A 14843-nucleotide genomic window follows, 5' to 3' on the forward strand; every position below is an offset into this window, starting at 1 on the left:
TTTACATGCAGGTATTGTTGTCTGTATGGTACCATTCGCTCTTTAAAGTGGTAGCCTGGCGATTCTAAAAAAAATGCACCAAACGTAAATGTACAATTCACTAGGAATTTAAAAAACAGGAAGAGAGATGGATACAAAAGATTTAACGAATCCGATAGAAGTCGTAAAAAACATATACTGGGTTGGCGTTTCGGAAAATAGATCGGTACTTCACTGCAACCCCTATCTTCTTGTCTCCGAAGATGAGGCGATATTATTTGATCCCGGATCAATTCGCCACTTTCCGGTTGTAATGCGCAAGGTCATGGAGATAATAGACCCCGGCATAATATCGGCTCTGGTAGTGCACCATCAGGATCCCGATGTATGCGGAAGTCTGGCGGTAGTCGAGGAGGTAATAAACAGGGACGACCTGAAGATAATCGCACACACCAATACGATAAGGCTGTTGGAACATTACGGGTTCAAGTCGAGCTACTACCCAGTTGAAAAGAACGGATACAGCTATGTCATGAAGAGCGGAAGAAAGCTGGAATTCATCTTTACGAGATTTCTGCATTCGCCGGGAGCCATCGCTACTTATGATCCGAAGACCGGTACCCTCTTTACGTCGGATCTGTTTGGAGCAGTTTTTGAGAACTGGTCGATATTTCCGTCGGAAGGGTTGTGGGACGGCATGGCCGTGTGGCACCGGACATACATGCCGAGCAACAGTATATTGAAATCGTGCCTTGAAAACCTGCGCAAGCTTGACATAAACAGGATACTCCCTCAGCACGGATGCATTCTTGAGGGGGAAAATATAGCAAAGGCTTTCGACCTCCTGATGGAGCTGAAGTGCGGTATTGACCTGGACTAGGGAAGGAAGATCTGCATGCCACTAGATAAAAACGACAGGATAACGGCAGAAACAGAATTCCGCCTGGTCGCCTCGAATTACTTCTCTGAAGTAAAAGCCTCGCTTCTTCGCGAAACGATACAGAGCATAAACAAGGTGCAGGCAGAAATAAAGAGAGAGGTTGAGGCGCATAAAGTTGCCAGGGAAGAGCTGATCATCGAAAAAAACAGGGCGGAAGCGGCAACTCTGCTGAAAGACAAATTCGTTTCCCTCGTTGCTCACGATCTTCGCTCCCCTTTTACAAGCATACTTGGAATTTTAAAAATGGTTCTAAAGGATGCCGATGATCCGGTTACTGAAAAACAGAGGGAAAAGATTATGAGAGTCCTGGAGAACGGAGAGAATCTCATAAAAATAATCGAAAATATACTGGACGTATCAAAACTGAAAACAGGAGAGATCGAACCTCAGAGAGTTTTTTCAATAGTCCGCCATCTTGCCGAGAGTGTCATCAGGAAACATCTCGAAACGGCGGAACGGAAAGGGATCACTCTTTTCAACGATTTGCCACAAAATAAAAGGATTTACGTGGATCCTGTCCTCTTTGAAGAGGTGCTCTCAAACCTGGTAAACAACGCGATAAAATTTTCGAACGAAGGGTGTGTTATCCGGATATTTTCCGGCAATGAAGAAAAAACGGAGATTATCGTTTCAGATACGGGAATAGGAATACCCCCGGACCAGATTAGCAAAATTTTCAATCCGGAAATCAGGATGTCTTCAAAAGGCACCGCAGGTGAAAGCGGAACTGGTCTTGGCTTATCTTTCTGCCTCGATATCATCAAGGCGCATGACGGAAACATCAAGGTGGAATCGGTGGAAGGGGCCGGCTCAATTTTCCACATTGAGCTTCCCGATGTATTGCCGCAGGCCGTTCTCCTGGCAGTAAGAGGTGATACATATGAAGCGTATAAAGATGCGATGACCGCTCACGGAATGACCGTCGTGGATGCAGAAAAGTACAGTATCGAGGAGAATTATCACATCGCTGTAGTCGATGCAGATACCGAAAATGGTTTTGATTTCATAAGAAAGCTGAAAACAGCCCAAAAGTTCGGCAATAATCCGATTATTGTAGTTGCAACCGAAAAAAATGGCGAAGCGAAGGAGAAGGCAAGAGATTGCGGAGTGAGGACATTTTTGGAAAAGCCGGTAAGCGTAGAAGAACTATTGAAAAGAATACAGGGCACAATCCCGTAATATGGCCTCCTTGCAGAATTATCTTTGATATTGACTATAAAAGTTATTTCCATTAATCTATGCCAACTTAAATATATCAGTCTTTTTGGAAAAGTTAAGTGTCTGTAATTAAAGGGATAAAAATAACGACGGACAGGGGAAAATGGAATTCAAGATAAACCAGAGTGAGATAGAGCGTTGTCTACAGAGGGTTCAGGGATTCGTAAATCTAAAAGGGGCAAATCCTGTATTAAGTAACGTAAAGATATCCACTAAGGGAAAGAGCGGTATCAAGGCGTTCGCGACTGATTACGACATTGGCCTCAGCGGGACCTACGAGGCAACAGTGGTTAAGGAAGGGGAGGTTACCCTTCACGCCAAGCGCCTATTTGAAATTGTCCGCCAACTGCCGAATGAAGAGGTCATATTCCGTTTTTCCGGCACCGGACGCTGTGAAGTGGAGTGCGGCAAGTCCAACTTCAAGCTGGTAACTACCGATGTCTCCGAATTTCCCGAGGAACCGACCTTCCCGAAAGAACAGACAGTCAAGGTCGACCTTCAGATGCTGAAGGATATGATGGACAAGACACTGTATGCCGCCAGTCAGAACGAATCCAGAATGGCATTGAACGGCATCTATTGCCAGCTCTTCCCTAGTTCCATCAAGGTGGTAGCGACCGACGGGCATCGCCTTTCGTTCGTCACCCGGGCGGTAAGCCTGGGCATCAAGGAAAAGATATCCATGATACTCCCCAGAAAAGGGGTGGTTGAGCTGAAAAAGCTTTTTGATGAAATGGAAGATGAAGCTTCGCTCACCATCGCGCGGGTCGATAACAGGATATTCTTCAAGATCGACAAGCTGGAGTTCTTTACCAGAGAGGTGGAAGGGACATATCCAAACTACGAGCAGGTCATTCCGCAAAAGAACACGAAGAAGGCCACTATCAATGTGGAGAATGTAAAAAAGTCGATAAAGCGCGTATCAACCGTTTCGGCTGACAAGTCATACCTCATACATTTCCACTTCAAAAAAGGGAAGCTGGAGATATCATCCGAAGTATCGGAAGTCGGCGAGGCGCACGAGGAAGTCGATGTCGAGTTTTCCGCCGAACCATTAAAGCTTGGGCTGAACTCACAGTATATTCTCGAAACTTTGAGCCATATTACAAGCGAAAGCGCGGAGTTGAAGCTTGAAGGCTCCGAGGATGCCGCCCTAATAAAGCCGACAGACGACGATGATTATGTTTCCATAATCATGCCTATGCGTATCTGATCTCCGTTTCAATTCGCCTGGAATAGAGCGGAAAAGATAGCCCTGATGGGGGGAAGCCCCCCAAACGGATTTACAGTTAAAAGGGGATTTTCAATACCCTTTCTGTTGGATCTGCGAATGTTTTGATCGTGTTGATGATAGCTTCATTCTCTTCATCCCTGAACAGCGAAGTGGGGATTGCTATCTCCCCCTGGTTCGGCGTCACTATCGCAATCAAAGTATTGTCGTCCAGGAAGAATTTGTTTTCACGGAACACGACATGAGTGAAAGTATCTTCTGCCATCTTGTGGTCAAGCGCATCCTCGAATTCTTCGGTAGTCATGTTTTCGTCTTTTAGTTCGTATATGACCACTTCCAACATCCGAAGCGGTCTGAAATCTTGTTTTTTCTTCACTTTCAGACCTTCAACTGGGAAATGGATTTTTTAACGCCGTCTGCGGATTTATGAAGGAGAGCCATCTCTTCCTCATTAAGATGCATTTCTATTATCTTCTCGACTCCATTGGCGCCGATGATGCACGGAACGCCCATGAAAATGCCGTTGATGCCGTATTCCCCCTCGAGGAAAACAGGGCATGGGTGAACCCTCTTTTTATCCCTTATTATCGATTCGATGCCCTGGGCGATTGAAGCGCCGGGAGCATAGTACGCGCTTCCGGTTTTGAGGTATTTAACAATCTCGGCTCCGCCGTCGCGCGTTCGCTGTACCAAGTCTTCAATCCGATCTTTCGGGATAAGCTCGGTTATGGGGATGCCTGCTACGGACGTGTGGCTTGGTAGCGGTACCATGTCTGTACCGTGAAGGCCAAGCACCATCGCGTGTATGTCCTCGTTGCTTACGCCGAGCTCAAGCGAAATGAAATGGCGAAAACGGGCAGCATCCAGAACGCCGGCCATGCCGAGGATCCTGTTCTTTGGAAGACCGGAATATTTTTTAGCGACATATGTCATCGTATCGACAGGGTTTGAAACCACTATCATGATGCAGTTCGGAGAGTGTTTAATGATGTTTTCGGCGACGTCCTTTACGATATTCGCGTTTGTATCCCTCAGGTCTTCGCGGGTCATGCCGGGTTTTCTCGGTATCCCGGCAGTTATGACCACGACATCGGAATTAGCGGTATCCTTGTAATCGTTCGTGCCGGTAACCTTCATGTCGAAATGTTCAAGCGGAGCCGATTCCATAAGATCAAGAGCCTTGCCCTGCGGGATGCCCTCAACGATATCGTACATTACAACGTTGCCCAGCTTCTTATAGGCGCAGAGCTGGGCGGTCGTAGCCCCAACATGACCGGCGCCAACTATCGTTATTTTTTTTCTAGTGACTTCCATTTTTACTACCCCGCTAATAACATGTTTTTAGCTAATTGCCGGCAAACCGGGAGCTTTCGCCCCGGAGAATATCTCCTGTCATCGGTTTGCCGCAAAATCTTAATTTCCGAAAAATAGTTCTAAATTATCCCCTGCTCGCGTAGCCGAGTGCGCCGCCAGCTTTTACGATCTCCTTATCCCTGCCGGAAAGCCCATGGATTACCTGCATCTCCACCCCTTTGGTGTCGTTGCGCAAAACGAGACTATCGTTCGTAAGCCCTTCGATCTTGAGGGTCAGGGAGTCACCCTGGGATATCTTGTCGTAATCCGCTTCGTTCTTGAATGTCAGCGGGAGTATGCCGAAGTTAACAAGGTTTGCCCTGTGGATCCTCGCGAACGATTTTACGATAACGGCCTTGACGCCAAGGTACATGGGAGCAAGCGCCGCGTGCTCGCGGGACGAACCCTGCCCGTAGTTTTGGCCGCCAACAACGAAACCTTTTCCGGCCTGCTTTGCCCGTGCGGGGAAGGTCGGATCAACCTGCTCGAATACATACTCCGAGATCGCGGGGATGTTTGAGCGAAGCGGAAGTATCTTAGCGCCTGCCGGCATGATGTGGTCGGTAGTGATGTTATCTTCCGTTTTGAGCAGTACCGAGGCGGTGATGCTCTCTGGGAGCGGCTGTGCAGATGGAATTGGCTTGATATTCGGGCCACGGATTACCTCAACAGCCTTGGACGATGGTTTGATAACCATGTTGTCGTTGATGCTGAACGCTTTGGGCCACGAGATCTTCGGAGCGGTTTTGCCAAGTTTTCTGGGGTCGGTAATCTCACCCTTGATGGCGCATGCGGCCGCAGTCTCAGGTGAGGCCAGGTAGACCTCCGCATCCTTGGTGCCGGAGCGACCGGCAAAGTTCCTGTTGAACGTTCTTACGGAAACACCTCCGGAGCTGGGAGCAAATCCCATTCCGATACATGGACCGCAAGCTGATTCAAGTATCCTGGCGCCAGACGCGACGATGTCGGCAAGTCCGCCATTCTTCGAGATCATGTCGAAAACCTGCTTCGAACCGGGAGATACCCCCATTGAGAGGCCCGGATGAATTGTTTTGTTCTTCAGCGCCTTTGAAACGGTCATCAGGTCGCGGAACGAAGAGTTGGTACAGGAGCCGACAGCTACCTGATTTACCTTTATTCCTTTAAGGTCCTTTACCTTCACGACCTTGTCCGGCATTGAAGGCTGCGCGATGAGCGGCTCCAGTTTGTTAAGGTCGATGTTTATGACTTCATCATATTTTGCGTCGGCATCAGCCACCAGCTTTTTGAAATCCTTACCCCTCTTCTGGGCGGTGAGGAATTTCTTTGTCTCGTCGTCCGAAGGGAAAACCGATGTCGTAGCGCCGAGCTCGGCCCCCATGTTTGTAATTGTCGCCCTTTCCGGAACGGAGAGCGATTTCACGCCGGGGCCGGTGTATTCGATAACTTTCCCTACGCCACCCTTTACGGTAAGGATGCGGAGAACCTCAAGAATAATATCCTTGGCAGAGACCCAAGGCTTCAATTTCCCGGTGAGGTTAACCCCGACCGTATACGGCATGTTGAGGTAAAAAGGTTTTCCTGCCATAGCAAGGGCGACATCGAGTCCGCCAGCGCCTATTGAGATCATTCCAAGCCCACCTTGAGTAGGGGTGTGGCTGTCCGAGCCGAGAAGCGTATCGCCGGGAACGCCGAAGCGCTCAAGATGTACCTGGTGGCATATCCCGTTTCCAGGGCGTGAAAAGTAGATGCCATGTTTCGCGGCAACTGTCTGAAGGTAGACATGGTCGTCCGCGTTCCTGAAATCGGTCTGAAGCGTGTTGTGATCTACGTAACTTACTGAAAGTTTAGTCTTTACCTTAGGCACGTTCATAGCTTCAAATTGAAGGTATGCCATGGTGCCGGTTGCGTCCTGTGTCAATGTCTGGTCGATCTTTATGGCAATTTCCTTGCCCGCGACCATCTCGCCTTCAACAAGATGATTCTTAATGATTTTTTGGGTTACATTCATCCCCATATGAAAAACTCCTCCAAAATTTTCTAAATTTAACGTGTTTTGAGAAAACCTAATCCCGTCCTTAAGCAGGTATTAAGCTACCATAAAATTGTGACAATTTCGCCAAAAAAGGGAAATTTAACTGGATGAATAAGTAATGATAAAAGTCGTTGGGAAATTACAGGGTTACATTTGCCTTTTTTGCCGCTTTTTGATTATCCTTCATCATAAAGACCACCGGACAATTCCTTTGTGAAAAGGAAGGCGTCGCCGCTGTTGCCGTAGTAATTTTTAAGAAGGCCTTTTTGCGTGTAGTCGAGCTTTTTATAGAAGGATATCGCCACGGAGTTGTCTACAGCAGATTGGAGTTTTATGGTTTTCACTCCGGCCTCCGAGAGGGAGTTTTCAGCCAGTTCCATCAGTTTTCTGCCTATTCCTCTTTTCCGGTGAGCGGGAAGAACGTCTATCGTAACTATCTGTCCGCTGTTGTTTCTCTCCCTGGCAGTCAGGATGAAGGCTACTATCTTCCTCCCTTCAACGGCGACGAAAGCGGGATCCGTTTTGATTAGGAGGTGGTAGAAAAAGATATCGGGTGAGAAGGCGATCCCTTCATCGAAACAGACCTGGTCGATGCGCCACAACGTTTCGATGTCGTCGGCCTCGGCTTTTCGGAATTCAATCGGGGGGATAGGCTCTCTCCTTGCTAGCAGGGATCGCCAATGACGGTATCCAAAGTACCTACTCTTCCGCGATGCTCTTCTTCACGTCCGTGGCTGTGATGAGCAAGGTTTTGCCGCGGTGCATGGGCGAATGGAAAAGGTAGTCGTGCATCACATCCTCCATTATCCCCCGCAGACCGCGCGCGCCGACCTTCCGTTCCATTGCGAGTTTTATTATTTCACGCAACGCGTCATCCTCGAACTTCAGCTTGATATTGTCCGCTGAGAGGAGTTCGGTGTATTGATTTACTATGGAGTCGGGTGGCCCCTTGATTATCTGCAAAAGCTCCTCCTCGGTAAGCTCGTCCATCTGTACCAGCACAGGTATCCTTCCCAGGAGTTCCGGTATCATGCCGTGCCTTTTCAGGTCTTCATTGGTGATCTTTTTGCTCTTTCCCGGCGCGATTTTTTGATTAAAACCGGATTTCCGGGGGATCTTTTCGCTTCTAAGATCGCTGAACGTTCCGGCGCAGATGAAGAGGATGTTTGTGGTATCGACCTCCTCGAAATCATGCTTGTTCCAGTGTTGCGTGATGTTCAGCGGAACGAACATCTTCTGCCCTTCAAGCATTTTCAGTAGCCCCTGCTGTACGCCTTCCCCTCCTATATCGCGCCCGTTGGCTCCTGTTCGGGCAGGGTCGTTTTTCCGGGCGACCTTATCTACCTCATCGATGAAGATTATCCCCATCTCCGCAAGCTTTACGTTCCCTCCGACCTTGTGGAGGAGCTGACCTACCATGACTTCGACGTCTTTCCCGTAGTAGCCGGCTTCGGTGTATTCGGTAGCGTCGACGATGGTGAAAGGGAGTTCGAGGATATCGGCCAGGTTCCTGGCGAGATGTGTCTTTCCGCATCCGGTAGGGCCGATAAGGAGGACGTTCGATTTTTTTACTATTCCGCTCTCACGCAGTTGGGGACTCAATATCCTCTTTATATGGCTGTACGCGGCGATGGAGAGGGTTCGCTTGGCCCTCTCCTGTCCGATGACATACCGGTTGAGCCTGTTATAGATATCTTCCGGTGTGTAATCGAGAGGTGACGGCAGTTCACGCTTCATCTTTGCCATTATGCACGGGCGGCCACGGCGCACGCAACCGATTTTGCTCCGGCATTCTTCAATGTTTTAGAAACTTCGCGCAAGGTGGAACCGGTGGTCATTACGTCGTCTACAAGGAGCGCCTCTTTGCCCTGGATGCGCGCGACGTCTTCTACGATAAAGGCTTTCTTCAGGTTCTTGATCCTCTCCTTTCTCGTGAGACTAGACTGTGGCGGCGTATCTTTGATCCTGATAACGATATCGTGCTCCACCGGAATGCTGAACGTGTTTCCTATGTCGCGAGCCAGAAGGTATGACTGGTTGTAGCCACGGGTATAAAGCCGGGCAGGGTGCAGAGGCACCGGAACGATCATGTCGAACCGGTTCATCTCCAACTCCCTGTGGAGCTTTGCCGACATGATGTTCGCGAGTGTAGAGGCTAGCCCCTGTTTGCCCAGAAATTTGAAATGGTAGACAAGGTCTTTCGTTTTCTCCTCGTAATGGAGCGGATAAACCGTCCTTTCAAAAGGTGGCGGATCTGCCCTGCAATCGCCGCAAAGCATCTCAATGCCGTCGGATGTATCCCCCGCAATCGGTCTGCCGCATGAACGGCAGTTCTCCCCGAAATTGAGGGGGAGCCCTTTTTTGCATTCGCCACAGACGGGATCCGTGGCGAGCGAAGGGACGGTATCCATGCAGATGACGCACCGCAGAGGAAAAACAAGTGAAAGGAGTGTATGGGAAAAAGAGACGGTTCTGTCTATGGCGATATTTTTCACCTTATCTTTCAATCAACCGGCGTGGCGCCTCTGCGGATCATGTATTCAGTGATCTCCTTTTGCAGATCCTTCGGCATTCTCTGGTACTGCACGCCGAGAAGATTGTTTCCCGTATCGAGTTTTGTCACGCTCTTTACGGCGCCGTGAAGATCGAGCGTCTTTTTATCCCCTTTGGGATTCACTTCCATGAAGAAGTTAATTATGTCGCCCTGTTGAAGTTTCATGTATGTAACGATGGAACAGCCCCCTTGGCTTACGTTGCTGATGGTCCCCATCCCTGTGGTCTCGTCCGGCAGGAGGTCGAACTCCCTTTTTACCAGGATGATCGGGGTGCTGAGGTTTGTATGAACCCGGGTGTATTTCCGTTCTACCTTCGCGATCTCCTCCTTCGGAAAGGCGAGGATCACGAGAGGAAACTTTTTCACCAGTATCCTTGTTTCAAAGTTCCTTATATCGCCGTTTCTAAGGGTAGCCCTTATTTTAGGGCCCTTTGATCCCTCGGGGATTTCAAGGAGATGCTGATCTACATTCTTTATCTTGAAAACTATCCCTTCGCCCTGCCTCAGGTTTTCAATTTCACCGATATAGGTGTTTTCCCAGATAAGGAGGTCAACGCGTGTTGCTAGATTCAGGCATTCGGCAACCTTGTCGTATCCCTGTAAAATCATTGATATCCAATCCTGCAAATATTGTTTCAGGCAAAGAGGCTTTGAGGGGTACGGCCTCCTGCGCCAGTTGGCAAGCATCAGAATTCCAGCCTGAAACCCCTGTGTGGAATTATATAATATAAAAGCCGACCGGTTGGCGAATTTTTACGGAGCAGTATCCCCTTGCGGAACTGAATCCAGAAGAATTAAACAGGCTTAAAGGGGCGGAGGCGATGCTGGTGGCTAGAAATCCGACATGACCTGTCTTCTAATTGCCAGGTGTCCCTTAAGCTCCCTCTCGAGTATCGCACCCAGCTTGATATGCTGTATACACGCCTTTTTGTTTATTTCGCCGACTTTGAACATGCTTTTAACCATCCCTGTCGGCTCCAGCAATTTTTTATCGCCGGAGTGTATTATCACTTCAAGTGTGTAGTTGATCTTGTCGCCAATGGCGAGGTCGAGCGGGGATACAATGGCGCAACCCCCTTCACTGAGGTTTACGATTTTGCCCTCTGCAGAGTTCATTTTCGGGAGATAATCGCCAACTCTCTTTAGGAGTGTAATGGTAGTCGGGATTTCCACCATAACGCGCTCATGTTCGCGCTCGATGCGGGCGACCTCCGCTTCGGGGAGAAGAAGCACTAGATGGGGGAGCTTCTTTTTTACTACTTTTGTTTCAAAGCTCCTTACGGAATCATCCTTCCCCTTCACTTTTAATATGACTGACGCCAGCGCTTCAGGGAACTGGATCAGGGACTGATCCACATTCTTCACCTTGTAGAGGATGGCTTTTCTTTCTACAAGTTTCTCGACGCTCCCCTGGTAGAACTTTCCAAGCACCTGTATGTCAACAGAGCTGGCGTTTTGGAAATACTGAGCTACTTTTGTAAAGCCTGAAATTGATTCCGTCATATTGCCCCAATATAAAAATGCAGCCATGCATCACCAAAGAATTTCGGTGGCGCTATGCCTTTGTTAAAAAGCCGAAAAAGTATACATCATCCCAATATTTAAATACTACCTTTTTATAGGCCACTTTACAAATAGTATGTATAGTCTTGAGAAGCATGGAATGTTTCATTACTAATATTTAGCGATAACTTAGATAAGGAGGCTGTTAAATTACGCCGCAAAATTGTAAGATTAGGTGGTGCGCGGGAAGGTTTTGAAAAGATCCGGCGTCTTGAATGTTGATTTTTGCAAAATGCCAGTATATGAAAGTGGAGTGTGACCGGATATGAATAAAAAAATTGAATCAGCAGAATGGCTTAAGCCTTTCCCCAGAAAATTTGTTCAAAACGGATTCAAGGTAAGCGATGCAGGATCAATAAAACCCTGGGTAGAGAGGTTGACAGGGCGAGATCTGAACTCGGCGGACGAACTTGTACGGTGGCTGGAGGATTATTCCGAACTCCTTGCCGTAATAAGCGAAGATTCCAACCGCCGGTATGTTGAGATGACATGCGATACAAAAGATGAAAGCAAAAAGGAGGCGTATCTATTCTTTGTTCGTGAAATACAGCCAAAACTCACCGAGTGGGGATATCAGCTTGATAAAAAATATTATGATTGTCCACACAGAAGCGAACTTCCAAAAGAGGAATTCAAGCGGCTGGATATGATCTTTTCCACGCATATAGAACTTTTCAGCGAAAAGAATATCCCTATTGAAGTAAAGCTTTCGGAAATGTCCCAGCAGTACCAGTCGATAACCGGCGGGTGGATGGTCGAATTTGATGGTAAAAAGCAGACTATGCCTCAGATGTCGCGGCATATGCTGAAAACAGACAGGAGTATTAGGGAAAAGGCGTGGAGGGCTACTTCGGAGAAGAGACTGGAAGACAAGGAAAAGCTTGATACGCTTTTCGATGAAATGCTGAAGGCGAGGCAGGAGTACGCCACCAATCTCGGTCTTGCGGATTTCAGGGAGTACAGCTTCAGGAGCAAACTGCGAGACTACTCTCCAGAAGATTGCTTGAAATTTCACGACTCAATAGAAAAAACGGCTGTTCCGCTGGTAAGGAAACTTGCCGAAAGAAGAAAAGAGAAGATGAAACTTGAGAACCTAAGGCCATGGGATATGGCGGTCGATCCTTTGGGCCGTTCACCCCTTTCCCCCTTTGAAAAGGTGGAAGAGCTTCAGGACGGAGTTGAGTCGATCTTCCAAGAGATAGACCCAAGGCTTGGGGAGAGGTTTAATTCGATCAGAAAATACATGGACCTTGATAGCCGTGAAGGGAAAGCGCCGGGGGGGTATCAAACGACTTATGAGGAGCAGAGGGCCCCGTTTATCTTCACCAACGCTGCGGGGGTTCACGCGGATATTACAACGCTTCTGCACGAAGGGGGGCACGCCTTTCATACCCTTCAATGCAGGAACAATCCACTTGTCTGGTATCGTCATGCCTCGATGGAGTTTTCAGAAGTCGCCAGCATGACGCAGGAACTTTTCGGGAACCGCTACCTCGATATATTTTATAAAAATCCGGAGGAGGCCAATCGCGCAAGACTGGAACAGCTGGAACGGGTAGCGGATATCTTTCCGTGGGTTGCCACGGTAGACGCGTTCCAGCACTGGATATATACCAATCCTGGCCATTCCGCCAGGGAGCGTGGGGAAAAATGGCTGGAGATAACAGCAAGGTTTGAAGTAAAGCTTGACTGGAACGGACTCAATCATGACGTCAAGCGGTACTCATGGCACAGGCAGCTTCATATATTCGAGGTTCCTTTTTATTACATAGAGTACGCCATAGCCCAGCTGGGGGCGCTTCAGCTTTACAGGCTGTATAAGGAAGAGCCGTCAAAGGCGGTAGACAGTTATCTCGGCGCCCTCGCGCTTGGAGGAAAGAGCGGGCCGAGCGCACTTTTTGATGCGGCAGGGATCAAGTTCGATTTTTCCGCGGGGAATCTCTCCTCACTGATGAAGATGGTATCCGACGAGATAGACGAGCTTTCCAAATAGGTGATCTATTTACGCTGTTCTTCAATGAACGCCAGGATGCGCGGAGTGCATCTCTTCCCTCCGCAGGAGCCTGTCCCGGCGCCGGTCGCCTTGCGAAGCCCTTCGAGCGTTGTGATGCCGTCGGTGAAATGTTTCTTGAAGACCTTTTTTCTTATCCCCTTGCAGAGGCAGATCGGTTTTAGTCCGTCTAGAATATCTTCGTTGCTTTCCATGCAGTAAAAGTATATCAGGCAACCTGGAAATTGTTGAGTTAGAATGTTGCAATGCTGAATTCGAAAGTGGAAAGGGAGGGGTTTTTCGAAAACCGATTCGCGAAATGGGGCGCGATCGCGGCGCTGATCCTCGCGGTTTACGGGCAGGCGCTCTGGTTTGATTTCGCCTGGGACGACAGACTTTTCATCATCGATAACAAAGAGATAAAGTCCCTCTCGAACATCCCGTCGTTTTTTGGAAGTTCGATGGTGGATCTCTATCGTCCGCTGAGAACAACGCTTTACGCGGTGACGTATTCTCTCTTCGGACTAAACCCGATGCTGTACCACGCATTTGCGATACTCCTTCATATTGCCATGTCAATCGCGGTTCTTCGTCTGCTGGAGACCCTTGGCCTGGGGAGCAGGGGGGCGTTCTTTGGCGCTCTCGTTTTTGCGCTTCACGCGGTACATATAGAAAAATTCATTTTTATAACATCAGGTTTTGATATCCCCGGTGACATATGCCTGACGATCGCGCTGGTTCTCTATCTTGAATACAGAAATGGAATCAACGGCAGGAGCATGTACGCATCCCTCGGCATGTTTGCGCTGGGGCTTTTATTTTCCGAAACGGCGATGACCTTTCCGTTTCTGGTTGTATTGATCGAACTGGTACTCCCTCTCCCGCCATGGAAGGAGAGGAGAGAGATAAAAACCTTCGCCGTGCTTCTCCTGTCGATAGTAGTGGTATACATGGCTGTGAGAACAGGTGTAGTAGGCAAGGTGCAGAGGCTTCACTGGACGCCGGACTACGCAAGGCTCTACATGACGATGTTCGTTGTGCTGGTGCATTACATAGGCCTTCTTTTCTTTCCGTATCAGCTTACCGCCAGGCCGCCAATCGAGCAGTTTGAACATCCGGTAAACAGCCTGACGTTGATCTCCATGCTAATAATCGCAACACTGGTAATTCTCGCGTGGCTTGTAAGGAAGGAAAAACCTTTTATCTCTCTCGGCATTTTATGGTCGTTCGTGGTACTTCTTCCGAATATGAACATCATTCCTACGCAGACCCTGATAGCGGAGCGGTATCTATACAATCCATCAGTGGGTTTTTGCATAATGATCGCGGCACTGCTCCAGGATGGTAAAAGGGGTAGGGAGATGGTCGCCGCCGGTTTTATCGTATTTCTTGCTGTGCTTTCACTGCTACAAACGCCAAACTGGAAGAACAACTTTGTCTTGTGGAGCAACGCCCTGGAAGTGAATCCAAAGGAGAATTTCGCTCTTTATAATGTCGCGACGCATTATTACGAGCAGGGGGACAAGGAAAATGCCAAGAAATATTTCAGGATGATCTCCAGCCCAGAAATGGGATTTTACATGGCTCAGGCTCATCTGGCAGGATTCATGCTCGAGGAAGGCGATATTGGCGGGGCGGTTACAAGACTCTCGGGCCTTTTGCGGATCGCCCCTTTCGAAAAAGAAGTAAATAAGAAATACATAGTAGCCAAGTGTTTCGAGGATAAAAAGGGTTGGGAAAAGGATGGGGAAATTGTTTTGAAAAGGCTCGGAAATGAATTTCCGTTCGAGACAATGGGGGACTGCTACTTTCTCAAAGGGGAGTTTGAAAAATCGTATAACGTGCTGCAGTACGCAAGGAAGCTCGACCCGAACAAGAAGAGCGTAAATACAAAGCTCTCTATCCTGGAGCAGGAGATGGCGAAAGGGAAATAGGAACGCCAAATTCGCCCGTCTTTATTGTCATGTATGGAAAACGTACCGGGGCAGGGATGTATTCCGG

The 14843-nt window shown here is 48.5% G+C and carries 14 protein-coding genes; 5 read left to right on the plus strand and 9 right to left on the minus strand.

Annotation, left to right across the window (positions count from 1 at the left end):
* Positions 1 to 127 precede the first annotated feature (127 nt).
* The 3 genes from OEY64_01410 (at position 128) to dnaN (ending at position 3350) form a co-directional block, all read left to right on the plus strand.
* Complete coding sequence (locus OEY64_01410) at positions 128 to 859, plus strand: FprA family A-type flavoprotein (GenBank protein ID MDH5541599.1); 732 nt, start codon at positions 128 to 130, stop codon at positions 857 to 859.
* Between the two features lie 15 nt (positions 860 to 874).
* A complete protein-coding gene (locus tag OEY64_01415; protein MDH5541600.1) occupies positions 875 to 2098 on the plus strand; it encodes a hybrid sensor histidine kinase/response regulator in 1224 nt (407 codons plus the stop codon).
* Between the two features lie 142 nt (positions 2099 to 2240).
* A complete protein-coding gene (gene dnaN, locus OEY64_01420) occupies positions 2241 to 3350 on the plus strand; it encodes a DNA polymerase III subunit beta (GenBank protein ID MDH5541601.1) in 1110 nt (369 codons plus the stop codon).
* 76 nt (positions 3351 to 3426) lie between these two features.
* Here the strand turns inward: dnaN and OEY64_01425 are convergent, their stop codons facing one another.
* The 8 genes from OEY64_01425 to OEY64_01460 all read right to left on the minus strand — a co-directional run bounded on the left by OEY64_01425 (position 3427) and on the right by OEY64_01460 (position 10792).
* Entirely contained in the window at positions 3427 to 3744 is a 318-nt protein-coding gene (locus tag OEY64_01425) for a hypothetical protein (GenBank protein ID MDH5541602.1), read from the minus strand.
* A 2-nt stretch (positions 3745 to 3746) separates the two neighbouring features.
* Positions 3747 to 4682, minus strand: coding sequence for a malate dehydrogenase (gene mdh / locus OEY64_01430; GenBank protein MDH5541603.1), 936 nt, complete (start codon positions 4680 to 4682; stop codon positions 3747 to 3749).
* Positions 4683 to 4806: 124 nt separating this feature from the next.
* Positions 4807 to 6717, minus strand: coding sequence for an aconitate hydratase (locus OEY64_01435; protein ID MDH5541604.1), 1911 nt, complete (start codon positions 6715 to 6717; stop codon positions 4807 to 4809).
* A gap of 194 nt (positions 6718 to 6911) precedes the next feature.
* Positions 6912 to 7337, minus strand: coding sequence for a GNAT family N-acetyltransferase (locus OEY64_01440; GenBank protein ID MDH5541605.1), 426 nt, complete (start codon positions 7335 to 7337; stop codon positions 6912 to 6914).
* 97 nt (positions 7338 to 7434) lie between these two features.
* Complete coding sequence (clpX, locus tag OEY64_01445) at positions 7435 to 8472, minus strand: ATP-dependent Clp protease ATP-binding subunit ClpX (protein ID MDH5541606.1); 1038 nt, start codon at positions 8470 to 8472, stop codon at positions 7435 to 7437.
* 8 nt (positions 8473 to 8480) lie between these two features.
* On the minus strand, positions 8481 to 9242 hold the full coding sequence (locus OEY64_01450) for a ComF family protein (protein MDH5541607.1): 762 nt from the start codon (positions 9240 to 9242) through the stop codon (positions 8481 to 8483).
* Complete coding sequence (locus tag OEY64_01455) at positions 9239 to 9898, minus strand: PilZ domain-containing protein (protein MDH5541608.1); 660 nt, start codon at positions 9896 to 9898, stop codon at positions 9239 to 9241. The genes OEY64_01450 and OEY64_01455 overlap by 4 nt, the downstream gene beginning before the upstream one ends.
* A 222-nt stretch (positions 9899 to 10120) precedes the next feature.
* Entirely contained in the window at positions 10121 to 10792 is a 672-nt protein-coding gene (locus tag OEY64_01460) for a PilZ domain-containing protein (GenBank protein ID MDH5541609.1), read from the minus strand.
* A gap of 325 nt (positions 10793 to 11117) precedes the next feature.
* On the opposite strand from OEY64_01460, the gene OEY64_01465 reads away from it, so the two are divergent.
* Entirely contained in the window at positions 11118 to 12845 is a 1728-nt protein-coding gene (locus tag OEY64_01465) for a M3 family oligoendopeptidase (protein ID MDH5541610.1), read from the plus strand.
* A 5-nt stretch (positions 12846 to 12850) separates the two neighbouring features.
* Here OEY64_01465 and OEY64_01470 read toward each other — a convergent pair whose 3' ends face one another.
* Entirely contained in the window at positions 12851 to 13057 is a 207-nt protein-coding gene (locus OEY64_01470; protein ID MDH5541611.1) for a (2Fe-2S)-binding protein, read from the minus strand.
* A 51-nt stretch (positions 13058 to 13108) separates the two neighbouring features.
* Here OEY64_01470 and OEY64_01475 point away from each other — a divergent pair, with 51 nt between their 5' ends.
* The gene (locus tag OEY64_01475) at positions 13109 to 14776 is read left to right on the plus strand and encodes a hypothetical protein (protein MDH5541612.1); all 1668 of its coding nucleotides are present in this window, start codon (positions 13109 to 13111) and stop codon (positions 14774 to 14776) included.
* The last annotated feature ends 67 nt before the right edge of the window (positions 14777 to 14843 follow it).

It is taken from the genome of Nitrospinota bacterium, from assembly GCA_029881495.1.
Taxonomy (GTDB): domain Bacteria; phylum Nitrospinota_A; class UBA7883; order JACRGQ01; family JACRGQ01; genus JAOUMJ01.

Bases quoted from the DNA above. Each gene is read 5' to 3' on its own strand.
- mdh (MDH5541603.1), bottom strand. From the start codon at position 4,682: ATGGAAGTCACTAGAAAAAAAATAACGATAGTTGGCGCCGGTCATGTT.
- OEY64_01415 (MDH5541600.1), top strand. From the start codon at position 875: ATGCCACTAGATAAAAACGACAGGATAACGGCAGAAACAGAATTCCGC.
- dnaN (MDH5541601.1), top strand. From the start codon at position 2,241: ATGGAATTCAAGATAAACCAGAGTGAGATAGAGCGTTGTCTACAGAGG.
- OEY64_01435 (MDH5541604.1), bottom strand. From the start codon at position 6,717: ATGGGGATGAATGTAACCCAAAAAATCATTAAGAATCATCTTGTTGAA.
- OEY64_01455 (MDH5541608.1), bottom strand. From the start codon at position 9,898: ATGATTTTACAGGGATACGACAAGGTTGCCGAATGCCTGAATCTAGCA.
- OEY64_01475 (MDH5541612.1), top strand. From the start codon at position 13,109: ATGCTGAATTCGAAAGTGGAAAGGGAGGGGTTTTTCGAAAACCGATTC.
- clpX (MDH5541606.1), bottom strand. From the start codon at position 8,472: ATGAAGCGTGAACTGCCGTCACCTCTCGATTACACACCGGAAGATATC.
- OEY64_01410 (MDH5541599.1), top strand. From the start codon at position 128: ATGGATACAAAAGATTTAACGAATCCGATAGAAGTCGTAAAAAACATA.
- OEY64_01460 (MDH5541609.1), bottom strand. From the start codon at position 10,792: ATGACGGAATCAATTTCAGGCTTTACAAAAGTAGCTCAGTATTTCCAA.
- OEY64_01470 (MDH5541611.1), bottom strand. From the start codon at position 13,057: ATGGAAAGCAACGAAGATATTCTAGACGGACTAAAACCGATCTGCCTC.
- OEY64_01465 (MDH5541610.1), top strand. From the start codon at position 11,118: ATGAATAAAAAAATTGAATCAGCAGAATGGCTTAAGCCTTTCCCCAGA.